General features: G+C 67.2%; 22 protein-coding genes. 9 read left to right on the plus strand and 13 right to left on the minus strand.

Going from position 1 to position 23,642, the window contains the following annotated elements; genetic code table 11:
- Positions 1-50 precede the first annotated feature (50 nt).
- A complete protein-coding gene (locus E3O25_RS12110; protein ID WP_134361256.1) occupies positions 51-512 on the minus strand; it encodes a DUF3817 domain-containing protein in 462 nt (153 codons plus the stop codon).
- Positions 513-656: 144 nt separating this feature from the next.
- On the opposite strand from E3O25_RS12110, the gene E3O25_RS12115 reads away from it, so the two are divergent.
- Together E3O25_RS12115 and E3O25_RS12120 are read left to right on the plus strand one after the other, a co-directional pair.
- On the plus strand, positions 657-1,292 hold the full coding sequence (locus E3O25_RS12115; RefSeq protein ID WP_166806021.1) for a TetR/AcrR family transcriptional regulator: 636 nt from the start codon (positions 657-659) through the stop codon (positions 1,290-1,292).
- A complete protein-coding gene (locus E3O25_RS12120) occupies positions 1,289-2,926 on the plus strand; it encodes an MDR family MFS transporter (RefSeq protein WP_134361258.1) in 1,638 nt (545 codons plus the stop codon). Before E3O25_RS12115 ends, E3O25_RS12120 begins: the two co-directional genes overlap by 4 nt.
- A gap of 70 nt (positions 2,927-2,996) precedes the next feature.
- Here the strand turns inward: E3O25_RS12120 and E3O25_RS12125 are convergent, their stop codons facing one another.
- From E3O25_RS12125 to kynA, 7 genes are all read right to left on the minus strand, one after another.
- Positions 2,997-4,262: an RNA polymerase sigma factor gene (locus tag E3O25_RS12125; protein WP_198410984.1), complete on the minus strand. Its 1,266-nt coding sequence runs from the start codon at positions 4,260-4,262 to the stop codon at positions 2,997-2,999.
- A complete protein-coding gene (locus tag E3O25_RS12130; RefSeq protein ID WP_092110310.1) occupies positions 4,259-4,648 on the minus strand; it encodes a YciI family protein in 390 nt (129 codons plus the stop codon). Before E3O25_RS12130 ends, E3O25_RS12125 begins: the two co-directional genes overlap by 4 nt.
- 96 nt (positions 4,649-4,744) lie before the next feature.
- Positions 4,745-5,443: a phosphoribosylformylglycinamidine synthase subunit PurQ gene (gene purQ / locus E3O25_RS12135; RefSeq protein ID WP_092110309.1), complete on the minus strand. Its 699-nt coding sequence runs from the start codon at positions 5,441-5,443 to the stop codon at positions 4,745-4,747.
- Positions 5,443-5,727: a phosphoribosylformylglycinamidine synthase subunit PurS gene (locus tag E3O25_RS12140; RefSeq protein WP_092110306.1), complete on the minus strand. Its 285-nt coding sequence runs from the start codon at positions 5,725-5,727 to the stop codon at positions 5,443-5,445. The genes purQ and E3O25_RS12140 overlap by 1 nt, the downstream gene beginning before the upstream one ends.
- A 100-nt stretch (positions 5,728-5,827) precedes the next feature.
- On the minus strand, positions 5,828-7,114 hold the full coding sequence (locus E3O25_RS12145; RefSeq protein ID WP_134361259.1) for a kynureninase: 1,287 nt from the start codon (positions 7,112-7,114) through the stop codon (positions 5,828-5,830).
- Positions 7,111-8,010: an amidohydrolase family protein gene (locus E3O25_RS12150; protein WP_134361260.1), complete on the minus strand. Its 900-nt coding sequence runs from the start codon at positions 8,008-8,010 to the stop codon at positions 7,111-7,113. The genes E3O25_RS12145 and E3O25_RS12150 overlap by 4 nt, the downstream gene beginning before the upstream one ends.
- A complete protein-coding gene (gene kynA / locus E3O25_RS12155; protein WP_134361261.1) occupies positions 8,007-8,861 on the minus strand; it encodes a tryptophan 2,3-dioxygenase in 855 nt (284 codons plus the stop codon). Before kynA ends, E3O25_RS12150 begins: the two co-directional genes overlap by 4 nt.
- A gap of 96 nt (positions 8,862-8,957) precedes the next feature.
- On the opposite strand from kynA, the gene E3O25_RS12160 reads away from it, so the two are divergent.
- A complete protein-coding gene (locus tag E3O25_RS12160; protein WP_092110298.1) occupies positions 8,958-9,677 on the plus strand; it encodes a TetR/AcrR family transcriptional regulator in 720 nt (239 codons plus the stop codon).
- A gap of 3 nt (positions 9,678-9,680) precedes the next feature.
- On the opposite strand, the gene E3O25_RS12165 is transcribed toward E3O25_RS12160, so the two are convergent.
- The 3 genes from E3O25_RS12165 to purD form a co-directional block, all read right to left on the minus strand.
- Positions 9,681-10,586: a VOC family protein gene (locus E3O25_RS12165; protein WP_241988580.1), complete on the minus strand. Its 906-nt coding sequence runs from the start codon at positions 10,584-10,586 to the stop codon at positions 9,681-9,683.
- Positions 10,587-10,648: 62 nt separating this feature from the next.
- Positions 10,649-11,620, minus strand: a complete 972-nt coding sequence (locus E3O25_RS12170) for a phosphoribosylaminoimidazolesuccinocarboxamide synthase (protein ID WP_092110297.1) — start codon at positions 11,618-11,620, stop codon at positions 10,649-10,651.
- A gap of 239 nt (positions 11,621-11,859) precedes the next feature.
- Entirely contained in the window at positions 11,860-13,125 is a 1,266-nt protein-coding gene (gene purD, locus E3O25_RS12175) for a phosphoribosylamine--glycine ligase (protein ID WP_134361262.1), read from the minus strand.
- Between the two features lie 52 nt (positions 13,126-13,177).
- Here purD and E3O25_RS12180 point away from each other — a divergent pair, with 52 nt between their 5' ends.
- Positions 13,178-13,585: a sterol carrier family protein gene (locus E3O25_RS12180; protein WP_134361263.1), complete on the plus strand. Its 408-nt coding sequence runs from the start codon at positions 13,178-13,180 to the stop codon at positions 13,583-13,585.
- A 170-nt stretch (positions 13,586-13,755) separates the two neighbouring features.
- On the plus strand, positions 13,756-17,697 hold the full coding sequence (locus tag E3O25_RS12185) for a lamin tail domain-containing protein (protein ID WP_134361264.1): 3,942 nt from the start codon (positions 13,756-13,758) through the stop codon (positions 17,695-17,697).
- A gap of 7 nt (positions 17,698-17,704) precedes the next feature.
- Here the strand turns inward: E3O25_RS12185 and E3O25_RS12190 are convergent, their stop codons facing one another.
- Positions 17,705-18,622 (minus strand): ribokinase, encoded by a 918-nt coding sequence (locus tag E3O25_RS12190; RefSeq protein ID WP_134361265.1) that lies wholly within the window; start codon positions 18,620-18,622, stop codon positions 17,705-17,707.
- Positions 18,623-18,660: 38 nt separating this feature from the next.
- Between E3O25_RS12190 and E3O25_RS12195 the strand changes: the two genes are divergently transcribed.
- From E3O25_RS12195 to purM, 3 genes are read left to right on the plus strand one after another with little or no spacing between them, the layout of a single operon-like run.
- Positions 18,661-19,149 carry a hypothetical protein gene (locus tag E3O25_RS12195; RefSeq protein WP_134361266.1) on the plus strand — a complete coding sequence of 163 codons (489 nt, stop codon included), beginning with the start codon at positions 18,661-18,663 and terminating at the stop codon, positions 19,147-19,149.
- A 12-nt stretch (positions 19,150-19,161) separates the two neighbouring features.
- A complete protein-coding gene (gene purF, locus E3O25_RS12200) occupies positions 19,162-20,751 on the plus strand; it encodes an amidophosphoribosyltransferase (protein WP_092110287.1) in 1,590 nt (529 codons plus the stop codon).
- Entirely contained in the window at positions 20,748-21,860 is a 1,113-nt protein-coding gene (gene purM, locus E3O25_RS12205; protein WP_092110285.1) for a phosphoribosylformylglycinamidine cyclo-ligase, read from the plus strand. Before purF ends, purM begins: the two co-directional genes overlap by 4 nt.
- A 254-nt stretch (positions 21,861-22,114) precedes the next feature.
- Here purM and E3O25_RS12210 read toward each other — a convergent pair whose 3' ends face one another.
- Positions 22,115-22,399 (minus strand): DUF3073 domain-containing protein, encoded by a 285-nt coding sequence (locus E3O25_RS12210; protein WP_092110283.1) that lies wholly within the window; start codon positions 22,397-22,399, stop codon positions 22,115-22,117.
- Positions 22,400-22,551: 152 nt separating this feature from the next.
- Between E3O25_RS12210 and E3O25_RS12215 the strand changes: the two genes are divergently transcribed.
- Entirely contained in the window at positions 22,552-23,637 is a 1,086-nt protein-coding gene (locus E3O25_RS12215) for an NAD(P)-binding domain-containing protein (protein ID WP_092110281.1), read from the plus strand.
- Positions 23,638-23,642: the final 5 nt, after the last annotated feature.

The following is a 23,642-nucleotide window of genomic DNA, read 5'->3' on the forward strand; positions in this document are numbered from 1 at the left end:
GGCCCGGGCCCGGAAAGCGATGGGTTCGGGCGCCGCCGCACTCCAAGCGGCTAGCCGGCGCCGCCGGGCGGGCCGAGCGTGAGCAGCGTGGCCATGATTGACACGAGGGCGACGCCCAGGACGCCGGCGAGCAGTGCCGGGCGAGCCAGCATCCAACGCAGCACGGCGCTCACCCGGGTGTGATCGCGGGGGTCGCCGGTGCGGGTGTGCCGCCAGCTGCCGTCGAGCCGGCCGTTCTTCTCGAGCCCGCGGTCGAGCGGAATAGTGCCGAACGGAACGATGGCGGTCACCATGGCGAGCAGGGTGAGGCGCACGCCCCAGTGCTGGTTCACGCCCACGAGCAGGGCCGTGATGCCGAAGGCGATGAAGATCAGGCCGTGCACGAAGCCACCGATCTGCACCCCGAGCTCGCCGACCTGGAACACATATTTCATGAGCATTCCGGCGATCAGCAGCCCCCAGGTGATGGCTTCGGCAATGGCAACGGAACGAAACAGCAGGCGCGGGGTCATGGTGGCTTTCGACTCAGGGCGGGGCAGGGGTGGTTTCATCGTCGCAGCCCCACCTGAGCGACCCCACTGAGCGTTGCCCAAGAAACCTGCATTACTGTAATTTTGCAGTTGCGCAAAAACGCAGTGTGCGCAATAATTGTTAACGTGATCATCGAACCGTGCCTGGGCCTGCGTGACCGCAAACGCCTCGAAACACGCCTGCGGCTCGAAGACGCTGCGGTCACCCTGGTGTTGCGGGACGGCCTCGACCACACCACGGTCGACGCGATCAGCGAACTCGCCGACGTGTCACCGCGCACTTTCTTCAACTATTTTGATAGCAAGGATGCCGCGATCCTCGGCCTGCGCCAGGTCGAAATCGCCGCGACCGAGCTGCACGGACACTGCGACCGCGTGGCCGAACACGGCCTGATCGACTCGGTCATCCACCTGCTGCTGACCGTGATCGGCCCGCAATCGACCCGCCCGACCATGAAACAGGACCGGCTGGAGATTGTGCGCCGGCACCCGCAGCTGCTCACCACCCAGCTCGCCCAGTTCACCCAGCTGACCACCGAGGTCACCGGTGCAGTGGCGGCCCTCGTGGCGCGGGACGTGCGGTTCGCGAGCGACTCACCGGCCGAGCTCGCGGCATCCGCTGAACTGGTGCTCGCCCTGTGTGGCGGTGCGGTGCGGGTAGCCGTGAAGGAATGGGCTGAAGCCGAGGCCGATGGCGCGGCCGATCAACTTGAATCACGAGCAATCTCGCTCGCCAGAGAGGTAACCGAAAAACTTTCATGACCACTACACTTTCCCCGCGCGAGGCCCCGGCCTCCGCCATCCCCGGCAAGCGCCACATTCTGCTGGTCTTTGCCGGGCTCATGGTCACCATGCTGCTCGCCTCGCTCGACCAGACCATCTTCAGCACCGCCCTGCCGACCATCGTCGGTGAGCTCAACGGCGTCGACCACATGCTGTGGGTGACGACCGCCTACATTCTGGCGTCAACCATCATGCTTCCGGTCTACGGCAAACTCGGCGACCTGATCGGCCGTAAGGGCCTGTTCATCGGCGCCATCAGCATCTTCATTCTCGGCTCGATCGTGGGCGGCCTCGCCCCTGACATGACCTGGCTCATCATCGGTCGCGCCGTGCAGGGCCTCGGCGGCGGCGGGCTGATGATCCTCTCGCAGGCCATCATCGCCGACGTCGTACCGGCCCGCGAGCGTGGCAAGTACATGGGCATCATGGGCGGCGTGTTCGCGCTGTCCTCCGTGGCCGGCCCGCTGCTCGGCGGCTGGTTCACCGAGGGCATCGGCTGGCGCTGGGCATTCTGGATGAACATCCCCCTCGGCGCCCTCGCCATCGTCACCGCGATCTTCTTCCTGCGCCTGCCCACGGTCGACCATGCCAAACCGAAGCTCGACGTGGCCGGCATGGGCCTGCTCGCCCTGGCCTCGACCGGTCTGGTACTCACCACCACCTGGGGCGGCACCACCTACGACTGGGATTCCCTGCTGATCCTGTCGCTGATCATCGGTACCGGCGTCGCCGCAGTGGCCTTCGTCTTGGTCGAGCGCCGGGCTGCCGAGCCGATCATGCCGCTGCACCTGTTTCGCGACCGCAACTTCAACCTGACCACCATGGCGGGCCTGATCACCGGTATCGCCATGTTCGGCGCCCTCGCCTACCTGCCCACCTACCTGCAGATGGTGACCGGCGCGAACGCCACCGAGGCCGGGTTCCTGATGATCCCGATGATGGCCGCGCTGCTGATCAGCTCGATCGGTTCCGGCTGGCTGGTCAGCAAATTCGGTCGCTACAAGTGGATGCCCGTTGCCGGCACGGTCATCGTGGGCGTCGCCCTCGTGCTGCTCTCGACCATGACCCCGACCCTGCCGATCTGGCTGCTGTGCAGCTACCTCGCGATCATGGGCGTCGGGCTCGGCCTGAGCATGCAGATCCTCATCCTGATCGTGCAGAACTCCTTTCCGAACTCCGAAGTCGGCACGGCCACTGCCTCGAACAACTACTTCCGCCAGATCGGCGCGTCGATCGGCTCCGCAGTGGTCGGCAGCCTGTTCGCCGCCCGCCTGACCGAGCTGCTCAGCGAGCGCCTTCCCGCCGGCGGAGCCGGAGCGGCCAACTCGTTCACCCCGGCCATGGTGCGCGAACTGCCCGAGGCCGCCCGCCAGATCATCATCAGCGGCTACAACGACGCGCTCACCCCGGTGTTCCTCTATATGGTGCCGCTCGTCATCGTGGCCGTCATCCTGCTCTGCTTCGTCACCGAGAAGACGCTCGCCACGACCATCGAGCGGGACGGGCTGCCCGAAACGCTCGAAACGGATGGCGCCACCGACGTTCGTCTGGAGGCCTCGGCCGACATTGATGACGCGCCCGCAGCATCCGCTCGACCCGCCGCCGCGCACTGATCGAGCTGAGCTGAACAGTGGCCCCGAAGGTCGGTGCCTGCCGCCCGGGACCTTCGGGGCCATAGCCGCACTACAGACCCGGGTGCCGATGTTCGAGCAACCGCTGCTGGGCGGGAGAATCGGTGAGCCGACGCGCCAGAGCCGCTGCCACCGCGGCGTCGGTCCCCCGCCCGAGGCGGCGCAGCAGTTCGGCCCGAGTGGCGTGCAGCCAGAAATAATCGTCGAGCCCGTGCAGAGCGTCAACCGCAGCGAGGGCCTCGAGAACCTGGCCGCATTCGGCGAGGGCAGCCGCCCGGTTGAGTAGCACGACCGGGCTCGGATCCAGCCGCGCCAGCACGTCGTACCAACTCACGATCGCGTTCCAGTCGGTGTCCTCCGCGGTGCGCGCGATGGCGTGGCAGGCGGAGATCGCCGCGACGACGGCGAAACGTTCGGGCGCGTTCCGGCTGCGGCGGATGGCGCTCGCCGCCAGCTCGACGCCCTCGGTTGCCAGCGCCAGGTCCCAGCGTGCGCGATCCTGGTCGGCGAGTAGAACGATATCGCCGGCGGAATCGAAGCGCGCGTCGCGTCGCGAATGTTGCAGCAGCATGGTCGCGAGCAGACCTTCCAGCACGGCTTCACCCGGCAGTAACTGCACCAGCAGCCGGCCGAGCCGCACCGCCTCCTCAGCGAGGGACCGCCGCTCGTGCGCCCCGGCCGAGCGTGAGGCGTACCCCTCCGTGAACAACAAAAATACCGTCGTCGCGACCACGCGCATCCGATCGGGCAGGTCGACGTCGTCGGGTACCCGATAACGGATGCCGGCGGCCGCGATTTTCTGCCGCGCCCGCGTGAGGCGCTTGGCCATCGTGGCCTCTGGCACGAGCAGGGCCCGAGCCACCTCGGCCACGCTGAGGCCGCACAGCACCCGCAGACTGAGCGCAACCTGCGCCTCGGCGGCGAGCGCCGGGTGGCAGCAGGTGAAGATGAGACGCAGCTGATCGTCGCGCAGCACGCCCACCGAAAAATCGTCGGGCGCCTCGTGAAGTTGCATCAAGGCGGCCTCCCGCTCCTTGGCAAAGCGCGACCCCTCGCGGCGCAGCACGTCGATCGCCCGATGCCTGGCCGTGACAATCAGCCAGGCCCGGGGGTTCGGCGGGATGCCGGTTCGCGGCCACGTCTGAAGCGCACTGATCGAGGCGTCCTGCACGGCGTCCTCGGCGAGACCGAGATCCCCGGTGAGGCGGGTGAGCGAGGCCAGAACCTGGCGCCGCTCATTCTGCAGAATGTCGGTGAGTTCACGGGAGACCGCACGGGGCCTGGCCGCGCGGTCGCCCGTGAACTCGCCCGTGCTCACTGCGTGACGGTGTCGCTGGTCTCGAGCGAGGGCACCCGCACAGTCATCGGCAGGGCCGGACGAATCTCGACGGCACCGTTCCACGCGCCCGGAATCATCGACGCGACACGGATGGCCTCGTCGAGGTCGGTGCACTCGAGCAGATAGAAGCCGGTAAGGGCCTCCTTCGTCTCGGCATACGGTCCGTCGCTGAGCACGACATCACCGCCCTTGCCGCCGGTCACCCGCACCGTCGTCGCCGTGGGCGTGTGGTACAGCGCGGCGCCGCCGCGGATGACGCTCGCGGCGTCCTCACCGAACGTCTGATACTCGGCCATGCCCTCGGCGTACTCGGGCTGGCTCCAATCGACATCGGGGGTGTAGATCAGTGCGACATAGCTGGTCATGGTGCGCTCCTTTTTGGTTTGAACCATCCGTTGATGGATCTACCTTAGGAACGAACCAGCCCCTGTGAATAGGACAGTCGCAGAAAAAGAATCTGACTAGTGAGCGATGAGCGCCTGAGTGATGACCGAGGTGAAGAAAGTGAGGCCGTCGATGCCGCTCGCCATGGCGTCGTCGGTGTCGGGACCGAATCCGGCCTCGACGGCGTGTTCGGGGTGCGGCATGAGGCCGACGACGTTGCCGCGCGCGTTGGTGACGCCGGCGATGTCGTTCAGCGAACCGTTCGGGTTGCCGCCGATGTAGCGGGCCACGATGCGGCCCTCACCCTCGAGTGCCTTGAGCGTCTCAGCGCTGGCCATGAACGAGCCCTCACCGTTTTTGAGCGGAATGACGATCTCGGCATTGGCGGCGAACCCGCTGGTCCAGTCGCTCGCGTTGTTCTCGATGCGCAGGCCCTGGTCGCGGCAGATGAAGCGGCCCGTCTCGTTGCGAATGAGGCCGCCGTCGAGCAGGTGGGCCTCGGTGAGCATCTGGAAACCGTTGCAGATGCCGAGCACGGGCATTCCCTGGTTCGCCGCGGCGATGACCTCGGTCATGATGGGCGAAAGGCTCGCGATGGCGCCGGCACGCAGGTAGTCGCCGTAGCTGAACCCGCCGGGCAGCACGAGGGCATCCACGCCGTGCAGGTCGTGGTCGCCGTGCCAGAGGGCTACGGCGTCGGCGCCGGCCAGGCGGATCGCACGCGCAGCGTCACGATCATCGAGCGAGCCGGGAAAGGTGACGACGCCGATGCGCATCAGACAACCGCTGACGACGGAGCGCTTTGCACGTGAATGCCGACGACATCCTCGATTACGGAGTTCGACAACACCGTGTCGGCGAGTTCGCGCACGGCGGTGAGGGTGGCAGCATCCGCTTCACCGTCAATGGCGATCTCGAAGCGCTTACCGACGCGCACGCCGGTCACCTTGGCCAGCGCTGACTGGGTCTGACCGAGGCGACCGAGGGCGCCGGCGACGGCCTTGCCCTGGGGGTCAAGCAACTCGGCCTTGGGCATTACTTCGACGACGATCGTTGGCACAGGGCACTCCGCATACAGTCTGGGGCTTATAGTCGTGGCAAATCACAGCAATTCTAAATCACCGTAATTCTACAGGCCGGGTGTGACCCCGCCCGCCGTTCTACCGGCTCACGCCGTTCTGGCCGAGCAGGATGCCGCGCAGCACGTCGCGCACCGCGGCGACACCGTCGTAGGTCTCGACGAAGCTCGTGCTCAGCGGGGCGAGGCCCAGCCGCAGCCCGTTCGGTGCTCGAAAATCGGGAATGACGTCGTTGTCCCACAGAATCTTTGTGACCTGCCGCATGAGCGGATGGTTGATGGTCACGTGCCCGCCGCGATGGGTCTGCTCCCGCGGCGAGGCCACGGTGACCCCCATCGGCGCGAGCCACTCATCGACGAGGGTGATCGCGAACTCGGTCAACGCGACCGATTTGGCGCGCACCGACTCGATCGTGGCTTCATTCAGCATGGCGATGGTGTCCTGCATGGCGAGCATGCCCAGCACGGCGGGGGTGCCGCTCATGAAACGACGGATGCCGCTAGCCGGCTGATACCCCGGCCCCATCTCGAAGATGGCCTGCGCTCCCATCCAGCCTTGGATCGGCTGGGTGAGCACCTCGTGCAGGTCACTCCTGACGTAGCCGAACGCCGGCGCGCCCGGTCCGCCGCTGAGGTATTTGTACGAGCAGCCGACCGCGAGGTCCACGTCGCAGCGGTCGAGATCGACCGGCACCGACCCGACCGAGTGGCTCAGGTCCCACAGCACGAGGGCGTCGTGCTTGTGAACGGCGGCTGTGATGGCCTGCATATCGGCGAGGTAGCCGGAGCGGTAGGCCACGTGGCTCAGCAGCACGAGGGAGGTCTGCGGGCCGACCACCTGACGCACCTGCTCGGCGGTCACTCCGCTCTCGGTGTCGGAGTCGATCCAGCGCAGGGTCAGGCCGCGCTCGCGCGCGATGCCTTCGAGGATGTACCGGTCGGTGGGAAAATTGTCGCTGTCGAGCACGATTTCGGTGCGCTGCGGGCGGGAATCCACGGCGGCGCGGGCCAGCTTGTAGAGCAGCACGCTGGTGGAGTCTCCGACGAACACCTGGCCGGGAGCGGCGCCGAGGCAGGCGCGGCCGAGGTCGTCGCCGATCTGCAGCGGCAGGTCCATCCACTGCTCATCCCAGCCGCGAATGAGCCGGGTGCCCCAGTCGTGGTGCAGAAAGTCGGTGATGCGGTCGGCGCTCGCCCGCAGCGGGCGACCGAGCGAGTTGCCGTCGAGGTAGGAGCGCGGGTTGGCCGTGTCGGCGTCGGCGTCGGTGCCGAGAAACCGCGCCCGGTAGTGGGCGAGGCCGTCGATGCGGTCCATCCGCCGGGCATAAGCGAGGTGGGCATCGAGGCCGGTGTTCGGAGTGGGCGTCATGCGAGTTCCTCGAGTTCGGGGCGGGTGAGGGCGCGAGCGGTGACGAGCCAGTCGGCGAAGGCGCCGGGGTCACGCGGCCGTTCGCCCGGAACAAAGGTAACCCGGGTGTCGGCCACGGTCAGTCCGAGCGGCGCCGACGAGCAGAGCGCCGCCAGCACATCGTCAGGGGTCAGGCCGGCGCCGAGCAGCGCCACGATTTCGCGGAGGTTGAGGCCGAGGCGCAGCGGCCCATTACCGAGGTCGGTGCCATACAGCACCCGACCTCCACTGCCGTGAAACCGGCGCAGGTTATCGCTCGCGATTTCGAAGGCAGCGGTGCGGGAACCCCAGCCGTGAATGTCGAGGGTGCTGATCCAGGTCATTCGGCCGGCCATCGCGTTGACCAGATCATCGCCAAGGCGTTCCGAGAACGGGGTATGGGCGAACGCGTCGACCCCGGCAGAGAACGCGCGCTCGGCCTCGCCGGCACCCTCGGCGTGCGCCACGACCGGCAGGCCGCGGTGGTGCGCCCGGCCGACCAGCGCCAGCAGGGCCTCGCCGCCGAGCACCGGCCCAGCCTCCGAGTTCAGGGTGACCTTCAAAACGGATGCCCCCGCCGCAGCCTGCAGGTCCACCGCGCCGGCGGCATCCGCTGCGCCAGAAACCGCGCAGGTCCACGCGGGCTCGGCCCAGTCGGCCCGGCTCGGGTAGCCGCCGGGGACGGTCACGAACTGATGCGCGTATGCCAAATCGGGCATAGACGGGCGCGGGCCGTCGGGCAGCCAGCCGCCGAGGTCGAGCACCCGGGCGATGCCGCCGCTTGGCAGCATGACCGGGTCGATCAGGGCGAGGTGCACGTGCGCGTCGAGAAACCCCGGATACACGGCGCCGCGACCGGGCAGGAGATGGGTGGTCACGTGCCGATCTCCGTGCGCACCGCGAACAGCTCCGGAAAGAAGGTGAGCTCGAGGGCCTCCTGCAGAAAGGCTGCACCGCTTGATCCGCCGGTGCCGTGCTTCATGCCGATGATGCGCTGCACGGTCTTGAGGTGCCGAAAACGCCAAAGTTGAAAGTTATCTTCCAGGTCGACGAGTTCCTCGCAGGCCTCATAGGCGGCCCAGTGCTCGCTGGCATTTTCGTATATTCCCCGGAAGGTATGCACGAGTTCGGGATGAAACGTCCAGGCCTCGGTCACATCGCGCTCGAGTATCGCATCGGGAATGTCGTAACCGGCTCGGTGCAGGTAGCGCAGGAACTCGTCGTAGAGGCTGGGCGCGGTGAAGGTGGCGGTGAGCAGGGCGTGGGCTGCGGCATCCGCTTCGAAGACGGTGAGCATGCGCTGGTTCTTATTGCCGAGCGCGAACTCGACCGCACGGTACTGGTACGACTGAAACCCGCTCGAATTGCCCAGAAAATGGCGGAACTGGGCATACTCGGTGGGGGTGAGGGTGGCGAGCACCGACCATTGTTCGGTGAGGGTTCGTTGAATGTGCTTGACCCGGGCGATGCCCTTGAGAGCCGGCGCGAGCAGGTCCGCGCGCAAAGCCTCGATGGCCGCCTGAAGCTCGTGCAGCACGAGTTTGAGCCACAGTTCGGTGGTCTGATGCTGGATGATGAAGAGCAGCTCGTCGTGGTGCTCGGGAACACTCACCGGCTTCTGCGCATCGAGCAGGGTGGGCAGATCGAGGTAGGCCCCGTAGCTCATCTTCTCGCGAAAATCGGTGACGATCTCGGGGTCGAAGTCGCGGGTGTTGTTCTTGAGGGTCATCGGGGTTCCGTTCGGCTTGGTTGAATTGTGCGCACGTTGCGGCGGTGGGCGCAACACCGAACGAGGGGGGCAGGTCAAAGTTCTAGACTGGAGCGTATGACCTCGCCCACCCGAAAGCCCCAGGAGGGCGTGCCGGTTCCGGCTGCACCCGAGAGGACTGCCCCGGTTACACCCCGGCGCCGGGACGCTCGGCTCAACCGTGATCGACTGATCCTCAGCGCGCGCACCCTGCTCGCGCAGCACGGCGTCGATGCCTCACTCGAGGCCATCGCCCGCCAGGCCGAAGTTGGCGTGGCCACGCTGTATCGCAACTTTCCGACCCGCGACGACCTCGTGCGCGCGCTCTACGACCTCGCCCTCGCGCAGTTGCACGCGGTGCGCGGTGAGATCGAGGCTGCGCCCACCGCGTGGGACGCGCTCGTCGTCTATACCGAACGGGTCGCCGAATGGCTCGTCGCCGACCCCTCGCTGCCGCCGATCTTGCGGCGCATGGCCAGGCTAGACCCGTCGGCGCGGCCGGCGGCGGAGTTCGACGGTTTCATCGCGAGCCTTGTGGCCCGCGCCAAGAAGGACGGCACGCTGCGCCGCGATGTTGACGCGGTCGACCTCGCCGTGCTCGTCACCATGGTCGGATCGCTCGGCAGCCTCGGCGACGGCTACGCCGGCCAGTGGCGGCGGCAGCTCTCCATCGTGCTCGACGGCCTGCGCGCGGCCGACGCGCCGCGGTCCAAGCTGCCGGGCCGGCCGCTCAACGTGAAGGATTACCAGGCCACCGTGCACGGCCTCACCCGCCGGGCGGCGCGCGCCGCCCGCTGAGGTTCAGGGCGTCGCGACCGGGTCTGCGGCGGCGTTCGTGTGGTCCGCGGCGCGCACCAGGATGCGGTTGGCCCACGGGTCGTCGAAGTTGAGGGTCTGCCCGTCGTGACGGGTGTCGACTCCGTAGTGGGTCATCCGCTCGCCCAAGGCACCGATATCGTCGGTGGTCGGCACGATGATGCTGATCTCGCCGAGCCCGAGGGCCAGGCGGCGCTTGCCGCTGCCCGAGCTCTCCCAGGTGTTCATGGCCATGTGATGGTGGTAGCCACCGGCCGAGACGAACAGGGCCGAGGGGCCGAAGTTCGCGGTTGCCTCGAAGCCGAGACGGTTGACGTAGAACTCACGGGCACTCGCAACATCGCCGACCGAGAGGTGCACGTGGCCGACGATGGCGTGGCCGGCGCTGGGTTCCTGTGACATATGCTCAGAAATGAATGCGTTCGGGTCGAGGTAGAGCGAAGCCATTTCGACCTGGCCGTGGGTCCAGCTCCACTGTGTGCGATCGCGGTCCCAGTACAGTTCGATGCCGTTGCCCTCGGGGTCGGTGAAGTAAAAAGCCTGGCTGACCAGGTGATCGGCGCTGCCGGTGAAGGTTCCTGGGGATTTCGTGCCGATCGAATACACGGCGGCGGCGAGGTCGGCCTGCGTGTCGAACAAAATGGCCGTGTGGTACAGCCCGGCCGAGCGCGGCTCCGCGGCCGCGAGCTCGGGGGCGTGCTGCAAAATTACGAGTGGAACGTGACCGCGGCCGAGCACGGCGACGGGGCCGTCGTGGCTCTGCAGCTCGAGGGTCACGATGTCGCGATAGTAGGCGATCATGGCGTCGAGGTTGCCCACGCGCAGGGTCACCGCGCCCATTCCGGTGTCGGCGGCCAGCAGGTCTTTCGCAGTGAGAGTCACAGCAGGCATAACTGCGCTGCCGCTCCGGCTATTCCGCGATGCGCACGTCGCGCCTGCCCCCCGTTCGAGCTTCAGACGCCAGTGAGGCGCTCGAGCAGTTCACGGTAACGGGCTGCGGTCTGCTCGACGATCTCGGTCGGCAGTTCGGGCGGAACGCCGGCGCCGTCCCAGTGTGCGGCGAGCCAATCACGCACGATCTGCTTGTCGAAGCTCGCCATGCGGGCCTCCGGGGTGGTTCCGGTGCGCCAGGCTTCAGCGTCCCAGTAGCGGCTGGAATCGCTCGTGAGCACCTCGTCGGCGAGCACCGTCACGCCGGTCTGCCGGTCGGCGCCGAACTCGAACTTGGTGTCGGCGAGAATGACGCCGGCCTGCTCGGCGATGGCGCCGGCGGCCTGAAACAGGGCGAGGGAGAGGCGGCGCAGCTCGGCGGCGATGGTCGGCCCGACCAGCTCGACCGTGCGTTCAAACGAGATGTTCTCGTCGTGCTGGCCCATCGGGGCCTTCCACGCGGGAGTGTAGATGGGCTCGGGCAGGCGGTCACCGTTCTGCAGACCCTCCGGCAGTTTGATGCCGCAGACCGATTGGGTTTCGAGGTATTCCTTCCAGCCGCTGCCGGTGAGGTAGCCGCGCACGACGCACTCGATCGGGAACATGTTCAGGGTGCGGCAGAGCATGGCCCGCCCGGCAACGCTCGCCGGAATGATCTCCCGCACGGTGCCGCCGACCGGTTCGTGATCGGGGACGAGGTGGTTGGGAACGTCGGTCAACCGGTCGAACCACCACAGGCTCAGGGTGGTGAGCAGCTCGCCCTTGCCGGGGATACCGGGCTCGAGCACGTGGTCGAACGCGCTGACCCGGTCGCTCGCGACCACGAGAACCCGCGAAGCGGTCGCGAGGGAGGGGGCATCCGTTTGTTCACCATCGTGAGATTTAACATAAAGGTCGCGTACCTTGCCCGAGTAGACGGGCGCCCACCCGTCGAGTGCGACGGCGGATGCGGGGGACTCGTACTCAGATTGGCTCACCCGTTCATTCTCCCGCATGCTCGGGGGTGTCTCCCACGAAGATCGCGCGCGTCAGAGCGTGTGATCGGGTCTGCTACGCCCATTTTCGGTGGCTAATTCAGGAAATCCAGGCCGCCATGGGTGGAAGACCGCATGGTTCCGGGCTTCCCCGATCCGAGCAGCACGTTTTTCCTGATTTGGCCACCACGAGGCGGGATGGCACGCGCGAACGGGCGGGCGACGCGGGCGACGCGGGCGGCGCACCCGTCTGGGTCGAGTCAGGCCACCCGGGCGGCGATGTCGGTGCGAAAGTGGGCGCCGGCCAGGGACACGTGCCCGAGGGCTTCGTAGGCGCGGGCGCGGGCCTCGGCGAAGGAGTCGCCGACGGCGACGACGCTGAGCACCCGTCCGCCGGTCGAGACGAGCGTGCCGCCGTCGACCCGGGTCGCGGCGTGGGCGATCGTCACGCCGTCCACGGCCAGGGCGGCGTCGAGCCCGGTGATTTCCCGGCCCGTGAGTGGGGTTTCCGGGTAGTTCTCACTCGCCAGCACGACGGTGACCGCCACCTCGGCGGAGAAGACCGGGCGGGGCAGGCCGCCGAGCGTACCGGTCGCGGCGGCGAACAGCAGGCCGGACAGCGGCGTGACCAGGCGCGGCAGCACGACCTGCGTCTCGGGGTCTCCGAAACGCGCGTTGAACTCGATGACGCGGATGCCGGCATCCGTCAGAATGAGCCCGCAGTACAGCAGCCCGACGAACGGGGTGCCCTCCGCGGCGAGCTGGCGCACCGTCGGCAGGGCGACGGTCTCGATGATCTCGTCGACGAAGGCGTTCTCACTGCCGAACTGGGCGTCGAGCCACGGCAGCGGCGAGTAAGCGCCCATGCCGCCGGTGTTGGGACCGGCATCGTCGTCGAGGGCGCGCTTGTAGTCCTGGGCGGGCGACAGCGGCAGAACGTTCTCGCCGTCGCTGAGCAGAAAGAGCGAGATCTCCTGTCCGTCGAGAAATTCTTCGACCAAGACGCTGCCGTGTTCGAGCCAGAACGTTGCGTGGTCGATGGCGGCGTCGCGGTTGTCGGTGACCAGCACGCCCTTGCCGGCGGCGAGGCCGTCGGCCTTGACCACGTAGGGTGCGCCGAACTCGTCGAGGGCGGTTTCAGCCTCGGCGAGGGTGCCGGCGCGTACGGCACGGCCGGTGGGAACGCCGGCCTCATCCATGATGCGTTTGGCGAAGGTTTTGCTGCCCTCGAGCGCGGCGGCGGCTTTGTCGGGCCCGAACACGGCCACGCCGCGGGCGCGCAGGGCGTCGGCGACGCCGGCGACGAGGGGGGCCTCCGGCCCGATCACGACGAGTTCGACGCCGTGCAGCAGCGCGTAATCGGTCACAGCGACCGGGTCGTTCGGGTCGAGTGCAGTGACCGGCACCGCGTCGGCGATACCGGCGTTGCCGGGGGCGCACGTAACGCTCGGCTGCGGCTCCTCACGAAGCAGCGCGGTGATGATGGCGTGCTCGCGGGCACCGGAACCAAGGACCAGAATTTTCACCGTCTCAGGCTACCCGATGCCTCGGGCCCGCCCGATCGGGCAGACTGGAGCCATGGCACGAGCACGCATCGACGATGGAGCCGGCCGGGTCGCGGTACGGGCGGCGCTCGGCGCTGGCGCCAGCGCGAGCCGAGAGATCCGGGCGCAGGCGGTGCGCTACACCCTGCAACTGCTCGCCGAACAGGCCGAGGGCAACACCCTCGAGGTGCGCGTGCCCCCGTTCGGCGCCGTGCAGTGCGTCGCCGGCCCCCGCCACACCCGCGGTACCCCGCCGAACGTCATCGAAACGGATGCCGCCACCTGGCTCGGACTCGCCACCGGCGCCCTATCGTGGGCCGACGGTCTGGCGAGCGGCGCCATCCACGCTTCCGGCGCCCGGGCGGATCTCACCGGACACGTGCCGGTGCTGCCGGTGCCCCAGCGCGTACCAACCTGCGAAAAAAACAGCAATTCCTCCTGATTCAGCCTTCCAGAACCCGATTTACCTGTCAGCTCCGCAGTTGTGCGCCGTACCCCCCCCCATACGCAGAGTGATTCGCCGAAGCCCCGTCCGTTCACCGGCACGTCACGGACCGGACCCGCGACACACCTAGCTTGAGCGAGACCGCCCATGAAACAAAGGCCTGCTCAGTGCGCATTCTCTCCCGTTCGTTCCGTCCGTCCCTGACCGCGTTGGCCCTCGTGTTGCTGATCGGCGGAGCGGGCGCCATCGCCCCAGCAGTGTCGGCCACGGCAGCCAGCCAAATGGCGATTCCGGCCTCGCTGCAGATCACCGAGATCACGCCGGACACGACCAATGTCGGCTCGGCCGACGGCTACGAGTTCATCGAGGTCTACAACGCCACCGCCAGCCCCATCAATTTCGCGGACTACACGCTCAACTACCTGTATCCGCTCGCGGACCTCACCAATAGCTCAACCGTGCGCTGGCCGAGCACCCCCACCGACGTGGTGATCAAACCAGGCGGCAACCTCGTGTTCTGGATCAAGAACGGCCAGAACGACACGCTCACCGCCACCCAATTCAACAGTCGCTTCGGCTCGGACCTAACCCCAGGAGCCGACCTGGTCGAGGTCTTCGCCGGCGGCCTGGCCAACGGCTCGCCACGCGGCGTCGAGATCCTGACCAATACCGGTTTCAGCGTCAACTCGGCCTATTACAACCTCGCCGGCGCTGACGACGTCGATGCCAACAAGGGGATCCAGTACGGCAACGACAGCAGCAACCCGGGACGTCAGCTGAACCTGGGCAAGGTCGCGGCCACCCCGGGTACCGTGTTCGCGGCGCAGGTACCCGGCGAGGCGAAGACTGTCGCCGCCGACACGACGTCACCGATGATCGTCGATCACACGCTCGGTGAAATTGATCCGGCCAACAACTTCGCTCTGGCGGCCACCGTCACCGACGATGTGCAGGCGCGTACCGTCGAGTTGCACCTCAAGAGCAATATCGACACCGAATTCCTGACGATGAATCTGTCGACCGACGGCGTCGACGGCTACCAGTACGACCTGCAGCGGGTCGACCTCACCGGCAAGCGCTGGTACGAGTACTACTTCACGGCCAGCGACGGCAGCACCGAGACCACTTCCCCGACAAAGCGGGTCGACCTCACCGGGGTCGACAACTCCCCGGTGCGCCTCAACCTCACCGACAGCCAATTCGTCGCCGGCAGTACGACGGTGTCGGCCGCCGGCGACAGCAGCACCGACGGTATGACCCTGAGCATCGACGACCAGACCGTGCCGACGAATCCCGAGTTGGAGTTCGCACCCCAGTTCGTGTTCGAAGTCACCGCCGTGAACACGTTCTTTCAGAACGGTGTGCTCATCGGCACCGACGTGCTGCGCATCTTCGACGACGGCATTCCCGAGGGCTGGGAGACCATCGCAACGCCGGTGCCGCTGACCTACCTGACGCAGGGGGAAGACCTCGTCGTCAGCGTCTGGGCCGGCTCCAAGGTAGCCCCGGAGATCAACCCGAACGAGAACAACGACGACTTTCAAATTCGCAACCCGCGCCTCGTGCTTCCCGACGGCCGTAGCCTGCAGCCTGCCGGCTACACCGATCCCAGCCTGGCGCTCAACATGGGGGACAGCGCCGGCAAGCTCGACTTCTACAACTCGAGCTTCACGATTCCCGGTGACGCCTACATGGCCGTCGCTCATGCCTGGGACACCACCGCGGTCGCCGACGGCGCGCACACCGTACTCGCGAGCAACGGCGTCGACTCGGTGACCCGCGCCGTCACGGTCGACAACACGGCTCCCGCCGTCACGACATCCGCCATCGCCGGCCAGCTGTACCAGGGCGACTTCATGATCGAGGGCGGTGCGACGGATGCCGGCGCCGGCTTCGACACGCTCGTCGCGACCCTCGACGGCCGGCCCATCGAGTTGCCCTATGCCACCTCGTCGATCCAGCTGGCCGACGGCGAGCACACCCTGCTGCTCACCGCCACGGACAACGTCGGCAACGTCGGTGAGCGCAGCACGGTGTTCTCCACCCCGGTCGAGGAACCCGGCAACGAACTGATCACGCCGCTCAACGGTGCGGTCGTCGAAGAGGGACCGCTCGACCTCACGGCGCGGGCGACCGACCCGACCGGTGACCAACTGAACGTCACCCTGCGGCGGGGATTCACGGCATCCGCTGCCGAGAGCAACGTGCGCGCCTACTCGGGCACCACCGCCATCGCCGACGTCACCGATCGGTCTGCCAAGACCCTGTTGACCGATGATCAGGTCACCGCCATGGCGCGACTGGACGGCGCGACCTCGCCGAGCACCTCCGACTCACAGTTTCCCTACCAGCTGTTCGAGGTAGACGTGCCAACGGATGCCGGCGCCGACTTCACCGCGCGGGTGCGCTGGGACGGCACCGCGAACGCCGACGCCAAGGTGCTGCTCTACGTGCAGAATCTCACCACCGGTGCCTGGGAAGAATTCGATCGCCACGTGACCATCGGTGAGGGCGCGACCGCGTTCACCCTCGACGCCATGGTGCCGGCACTGGACCACGTGCAGAATCAGGTCATGACCGTGCTGATCCAGCACTCCGAGGGCTTCGCCGGCGCCGATCTGTCCGACCGGTCGAGCACCCTGCCGGTCAACAACGTGAACGACACGGCGCGGGCGAACTACGACTTCACACTCGCCGTGGAATCCGACACGCAGTACTACAACGACACGTTTTACCAGCGCCAGCTCGACATCCACGACTACCTGCTCGAGCAGCGCGCCGCCGTCAACCTGCAGTACCTGTTCCACACCGGCGACATCGTCGACAACTTCGAAGACGAACACCAGTGGACCAACGCCAACGCGGCGTACAGCATGCTCGACGACGCCCAGCTACCCTACGGCGTGCTGGCCGGAAACCACGATGTGGGCCAGAAAGACGCCGACTATGCCGCGTACAAGGCCAACTTCGGGGCCGAACGCTACGAAGCCAACCCCTGGTACGGCGGCAGTTTCGAAGACAACCGCGGCCACTACGATCTGGTCACGGCCGGCGGAATCGACTTCATCATGCTTTACCTCGGCTGGGCGCCGAGCGCGGAGGGCATCGCCTGGCTCAACGAGGTGCTCGCCCAGTACCCCGAGCGCACCGCCATCCTCAACCTGCACGAGTACATGCTCACCACCGGCGGCCTGGGGGCGGTGCCGCAGCAGATCTACGACGAGGTCGTCGCCCCCAACGCCAACGTGGCCATGGTCTTCTCCGGGCACTACCACGACGCGTTCACCCGCATCGATCAGTTCGACGACAACGGCGACGGCACCCCCGACCGCTCGGTCTACCAGATGCTGTTCGACTACCAGGGCCTGCCGGAGGGCGGGCAGTCCTTTCTGCGGCTGCTGCACTTCGACAACGCCGCCGAGCAGATCAGCGTGCGCACCTACTCGCCCTACCTCGACGTCTACAACTCCGACGACCCCACCCTCGACCTGGAGCACCAGGAATTCACGGTGCCCTACGCGGCCTTCGGTATGACGTCGATGCAGAAATCCCTCGCAACGGATGCCTTCACCGTCGACATCCTGTCGACCACCGCGATCGCCGCCTTCGACACGGTGACAAGCGGCGTGACGGTGACCGCGAGCTGGAACCCGGGCGTCGGCACCCACGGCTGGTATGCCTACTCCGCAGACCCCTATGGAGCCACCGCCTACTCCGAGGTGCGCACGTTGACCGTCACGGCGCCGGTCGTGGTGCCGGAGGCAGCGGTACCCGCGGTGACGACACCGAACGTTTCGGCGCCCACCGCGCCGAACACCTCGGCGCGAGTCGTGGTTCCGGCCGTGCTCACGGCTGCTTCGCAGGCACTCGCCGACGCGGCGGGCGCAGCGCTCGCCGCCGAGATCGCCGCTGCACCAACGGATGCTGCCGCCACAGCCCCGCACGCCGGCACCGACAGCCTCGGCTATGACGGCGATGTCGTGGCTGGGGTCGCAGTCGACGCTGTCGCGTCGTTCAACATCTGGACCCTGGCGCTGATCCTGCTCGGTGCCGTTGCCGCCGCGGCAATCGCCCTGGTCACCATTCGCGTGGTGCGCACCCGGGCCTGACCCCGGGCTACGCGAGGATCGCGTCGACCTCGGCTTTGGTCGGCATCGAGGTGGTTGCTCCGGCGCGAGTCACCGCGATCGAGGACGCCACCGTGGCATAGCGCACGGCCTCGATCATCTGGTCGGAGGTAACCGCGGTGCCGCGCAGGTACCCCGCAGCCAATTGCGCCACGAGCGCCCCGACGAAGGTGTCGCCCGCCGCGGTGGTGTCAATTGCCGTCACCGGGCGGGCCGGCGCGAGGCCGAGGGCTTCGCCGTCGAAGGCCACGACCGCCCCCTCCGAACCCAGCGTCACGATCGCCCAGCTGCCCTCGGCACTGAGCAGCTCGGCCGCGCGCACCGGGTCGCTTTCCCCGGTGAGTTCGGCGGCTTCACCCTGGTTCGGCACGACGAGGTCGACCGAGGCCAGAAAACCGGCCGGCAGCGGCACCACCGGCGCCGGTGTCAGCACGGTGAACACCCCGGCCGCGCGAGCGAGCGCGACCCCCTCGACCAGCACCCGGGTCGGCAGCTCGCACTGCATCACCAGAAAGGCCGCATCGGCAACGACCGTGCGCTGCTCCACGCTCAGGGTCGTGACCGTGGCATTGGCCCCCGACACCACAACGATGGAATTCTCGCCGCTGTCCACGACGGAGATGTGGGCGGTACCGGTGGCGGCATCCGCTGTCGCCAGTTCGGCAGAGCGGATGCCCTCGCCCACCAGCAGCGCACGCAGCTCGGTTCCGTAGGCGTCCGCTCCGACCGCGCCCAGAAAGGTGACGTCGCCGCCGAGCCGGGCTGCGGCGACCGCCTGGTTGAGCCCTTTGCCGCCCGGAACGGTGCTGAAACCGGTACCGAATATGGTCTCTCCGGGCAAGGGGAGGCGCGACTGGCGTACGACGAGATCCATGTTGGCGCTTCCGAGTACCGCAATCGTGTTCATAGAGCCAGTCTCGCATCTGCCCATGGGATAATACGGGGGTGAGTTCTTCTGAGCGGCCCCAGGCCGAGCAACCCCAAGACCCGTCAGCCGACACCGCCGCCGACACCGCCGCCGACACCGCCGCCGACACCGCCGCCGACACCGCCGCCGACACTGCGACAGCCAGCGAGATGCTCCTGGCGGAGACGACGGTGACCGTGCATCGCGCTCCGCGGTACCGCAACTTCATGCTGCTCGGCGCCATTGTCGGTGTGCTGCTGGCCCTCATTCTCACGATTTCCTTCCCCGAGAACGACGAGTACGACCGGGCGCAGATTTTCGGCTTCCTGCTGCTCGGCGGACTCGCCCTCGGCACGACCCTCGGTGCGGTCGTCGCCCTCGTGATCGACCGCGTCATCGGGCGCTCGAACGTGTCGGTCGTCGCCGATAGACTGGGGACGAGCGACATCAATACCAACGACATGCGTACCGCTGAGCCTGGCTCCGGCACCCCCAACGATGATTTCCAAGCGTTCAACGAGAAGTAAAGAGGCTGCGGCTTGCCCGGTGGCGACGGACTGTTAAATCACGATCTCCTTCCCAATGAGAAGGGCCCACAAGATGCTTGTGGGGTCTTCGGTGTCTGGGCTCCCGGCGAAGAGGTAGCCAAACTCAGCTATTTCGGCCTCTACGCCCTGCAACACCGCGGCCAGGAATCGGCCGGCATCGCCACGAGCGACGGCAGTAAGATTCTCATCTACAAAGACATGGGACTGGTCTCCCAGGTTTTCAATGAGGCTTCGCTGAGCACCCTGCTCGGGCACATCGCCGTCGGGCACACCCGGTACTCCACGACCGGTTCGTCGAGCTGGCAGAACGCCCAGCCCACCCTCGGCCGCACCTCGAGCGGAACGGTAGCCCTCGGCCACAACGGCAATCTCACCAATACCGCCGAGCTGCTGCAGCTCGTGCGCGAACGCTATCCGCAGGTTGACGGTGAACTCGCCCGCGGCAACACGACCGACACCGCCGTCGTCACAGCTCTGCTCACCGGTGACCTCGACCACACCCTCGAAGCCACCGCGCTCGAGGTGCTGCCGCGCCTCCGCGGCGCGTACTGCCTCGTCTTCATGGACGAAACCACCCTGTATGCGGCCCGCGACCCCCAGGGCGTGCGGCCGCTCGTGCTCGGCCGCCTCGAACGCGGCTGGGTCGTCGCCTCCGAGACCGCCGCCCTCGACATCGTCGGCGCGAGCTTCGTGCGCGAGGTCGAACCGGGTGAACTCATCACCATCGACGAAAACGGGCTGCGCACGCAGCGCTTCGCGAAGGCCGAGCCCAAGGGCTGCGTCTTTGAATACGTCTACCTCGCCCGGCCCGACACCACCATCGCGGGTCGCGGCGTGCACGAGGCCAGGGTTGAGATGGGCCGCAAGCTCGCCGCGGAGTATCCGGTTGAGGCCGACCTCGTCATCCCCACCCCGGAGTCCGGCACCCCGGCCGCCATCGGCTACGCGCAGGCGTCGGGCATCCCGTTCGGCCAGGGGCTCGTCAAGAACTCCTACGTTGGGCGCACCTTCATTGCGCCGTCTCAGACCATCCGGCAGCGCGGCATCCGCTTGAAACTGAACCCCCTCAAGAACGTCATCAAGGGCAAGCGGCTCATCGTCGTCGACGATTCGATCGTGCGCGGCAACACCCAGCGCGCCCTCGTGAGCATGCTGCGCGAGGCCGGAGCGGCCGAGGTGCACGTGCGCATCTCGAGCCCGCCCATTACCTGGCCGTGCTTCTATGGCATCGACTTCGCCAGCCGCGCCGAGCTCATCGCGACCGGCCTCGAGATCGACGAGGTGCGCCAGTCGATCGGTGCCGACAGTCTCGGCTATCTCTCCGAAGACGGCATGATCGAAGCCACCGAGCAGCCACGAGAACGGCTGTGCACCGCCTGCTTCACCGGCGTCTACCCGATCGCGCTGCCCGAGTCGCAGCACCTCGGCAAGAACCTGCTCGAACGACCGACGGCGTCGAACGGATGCGACCCCGGCCCGGATTCTGATCTGGAAGCCGTGCTGGCACTCGCCGCACGCAAAGAAGAACCCCTCGCCCGCCTGGGCCAGGTGCCGTTCGGTGACCCGGGAAGACCAGAATGAGTAACTCCTCCAACGCAACCTATGCAGCAGCCGGAGTCGACACCCGCGCCGGTGACCTCGCGGTCGAACTCATGAAGTCAGCCGTGTCGAAGACACACGGCCCCGAGGTCTGGGGCGGCGTCGGAGGCTTCGCCGGACTGTTCGACGTGTCGTTCCTCACCAAGTTTCGCCAGCCCCTGCTCGCCACGTCAACCGACGGTGTCGGCACCAAGGTCGCCATCGCGCAGGCCATCGACAAGCACGACACCATCGGGCAAGACCTGGTCGGCATGGTCGTCGACGACATCATCGTCGTCGGAGCCCGACCCCTGTTCATGACCGACTACATCGCTTGCGGCAAGGTCGTGCCCGAGCGCATCGCCTCCATCGTCGCCGGCATCGCGCGGGCCTGCTCCGAGACCGGAACGGCCCTCGTCGGCGGCGAAACCGCCGAACATCCGGGGCTTCTGGGCCAGGACGACTATGACGTGGCGGGCGCGGCCACCGGTGTGGTCGAAGCCGACCAGGTGCTCGGCGCTGAGAAGGTTGTCGCCGGCGACGTTGTCATCGCCATGGCTTCCAGTGGCCTGCACTCCAACGGCTACTCGCTTGTGCGCCACATTCTGGCGCAGCGCGGCATCGGCTACACCGACACATCAGCCGAACTCGGCGGCATGGTCGGTGAGGTTCTGCTCGAACCGACCCGCCTGTACACCGGCCCGCTGCTCGACGTGATCAACGATCCCGAACTGGCCGGCGCCATTCACTCGCTCAGCCATGTCACCGGCGGCGGTATCGCGGCGAACCTCGCCCGGGTGCTGCCCGTCGGCTCCTGGGTCGAGGTCGACCGGTCCACCTGGTCGCCCGCCCCCGTGTTCCGGGTGCTCGGCGACATGGCCGGCTCCACGCTGGAAAGCGCGGAGGGAACCTGGAACCTCGGAGTGGGCATGTTCGCGGTCGTTGACGCGGCATCCGCTTCATCGGTCATCGCCCGCCTGGCGACGAGCGGCATTCCCGCCTGGGTCACCGGCCGCGTTTCGCGCGCCGCACACGACCTGACCGGGTTTGAGCAGGGTGCCAAGGGTGTCAACGGCGGCGCCGTTCGTCTCGTCGGGGCCTACGCGAACTGACCCGGGCCCGTCTGGCGCTTCGGCCGGTTATGGCACGCGCCTACGTTAGCGCGGTAGTTTTCTGTAGGTGTTGGCTCACGCAGCTGGCGCGGATGGCCTGCCGGGTGCGCGCGCCACGAACGGCAGCGTAGCCACTGAGTGACGAACCGCGGCGACGACACATTGCGGCAGCGTAAACGTGTGCCGCAAACGGATGCCGCGAACGGACGCAGTGGTCGCCGCCGCAAGCGGACGCCGCCACCCGCCGCCGCGGCCTAGGCGCGCTTCTTCTCGTCTTCGGGGGCGTAGTGATCGACGTAACGGTCGTCGTCGTCGGGATCGTCGTCATCATCAGCGGAATCGCCGGCACCGTCGCTCGCAGCCTTCCGGGCCTTGTCCGCTTCGTACTCCGGCCATTTGGCGAGGTCCTCGTCGAGGCGCGGGTCGGACGGATGCCCGGTGAGCTCGCGTTCGAGCGCGTTGTAGTTGGTATCCGGGCTGAAATATTTCAGCTCCCGAGCTACCTTGGTGTGCTTTGCTTTTTGACGGCCGCGCCCCATGCGTGACCCCCTTACGATGCCAGGCCGAGCGAGTCGCGAGACCCTCGGGATTTGCCGAACGGAATGTGTAAAAACTAGAGTTTAGTTTAGCATGGTGGGCCTTGCGCCCCGCGGACGTCGTTCGCAAGGCTAATCCGTAGGAATGGGGTGGCATGACGGGCAATGTCAGCGTGCCCATCGTCATCATCGGAGCCGGCCAGGCCGGGCTGTCCGTCGCCTACTACCTGCGCCGGTTCGACCTCGTGGCCGGCCATGACTTCATCATCTTCGACCGCGGCCCGGGCACCGGCGGTGCCTGGCAGCACCGCTGGCAGGCACTGCACCTCGGATCGGCACACCGGGTCAACGACCTTCCCGGCATGAAAGACCTCGGACTGAGCTTCGACACGGCCGATCATGATCTGCCGGCGCGGGACGTCGTCAGCGACTACTACCGCGACTACGAACAGCACTATGAGTTGAACGTGGTGCGCCCGGTGACCGTGACGAGAGTGATGCCGATACAGTCCACACTGGTCGTGGACACGAGTTCGACCGTTTTCGGGGACCAGAAGACCGATGCGCGCCTGATCGTCAACGCGACCGGCACGTGGGGTGCACCCTTCGTTCCGCACTACCCGGGCGCGAGTACATTTATGGGCACGCAGGTGCACACGGCGAACTACGTGTCAAGCGACGCGTTCGCCGGTCAACGGGTGGTTGTGGTGGGCGGTGGCACCTCGGCGATCGGCTTCCTGCTCGAGCTTGAGGGCGTCGCGAGCGAACTGACCTGGGTGTCCCGACGGCCGATCGACTTCAGCCACACCGACCAGCTCGCCGAGGTGACCGCCGTGGCGGCCGTGATGCAGCAGGATCGCGCGGCTCGCGCCGGCAGCGCCCTCCCCAGCATCGTCAGTGGCACCGGCGTGCCCGTCACTCGCCGCATCGCGGCCGGCATTGACCGGGGGCTGCTTGTGGCCCGCCCCATGTTCTCGAGCATCGAACCGACCGGTGTGCGCTGGAGTGACGGCACCTTCACCGAGGCGGACGCGATCGTGTGGGCATCCGGTTTTCGGCCGGAATTGCGCCACCTGGCCCCGCTCAAACTGCGGGAGAAGGCCGGCGGCGTCGCCATCGGCTCCGGTGTCTCCTTCACCGACCCGCGCATCTTCTTCGCCGGGTACGGTCCGCAGGCCAGCACGGTCGGTGCCAACCGGGCCGGTCGCATCATCGCCCGGCAGATTATGGCCCAGCTGTAGCCCCT

It is taken from the genome of Cryobacterium sp. TMT1-3, from assembly GCF_004402315.1.
GTDB lineage: Bacteria > Actinomycetota > Actinomycetes > Actinomycetales > Microbacteriaceae > Cryobacterium > Cryobacterium luteum.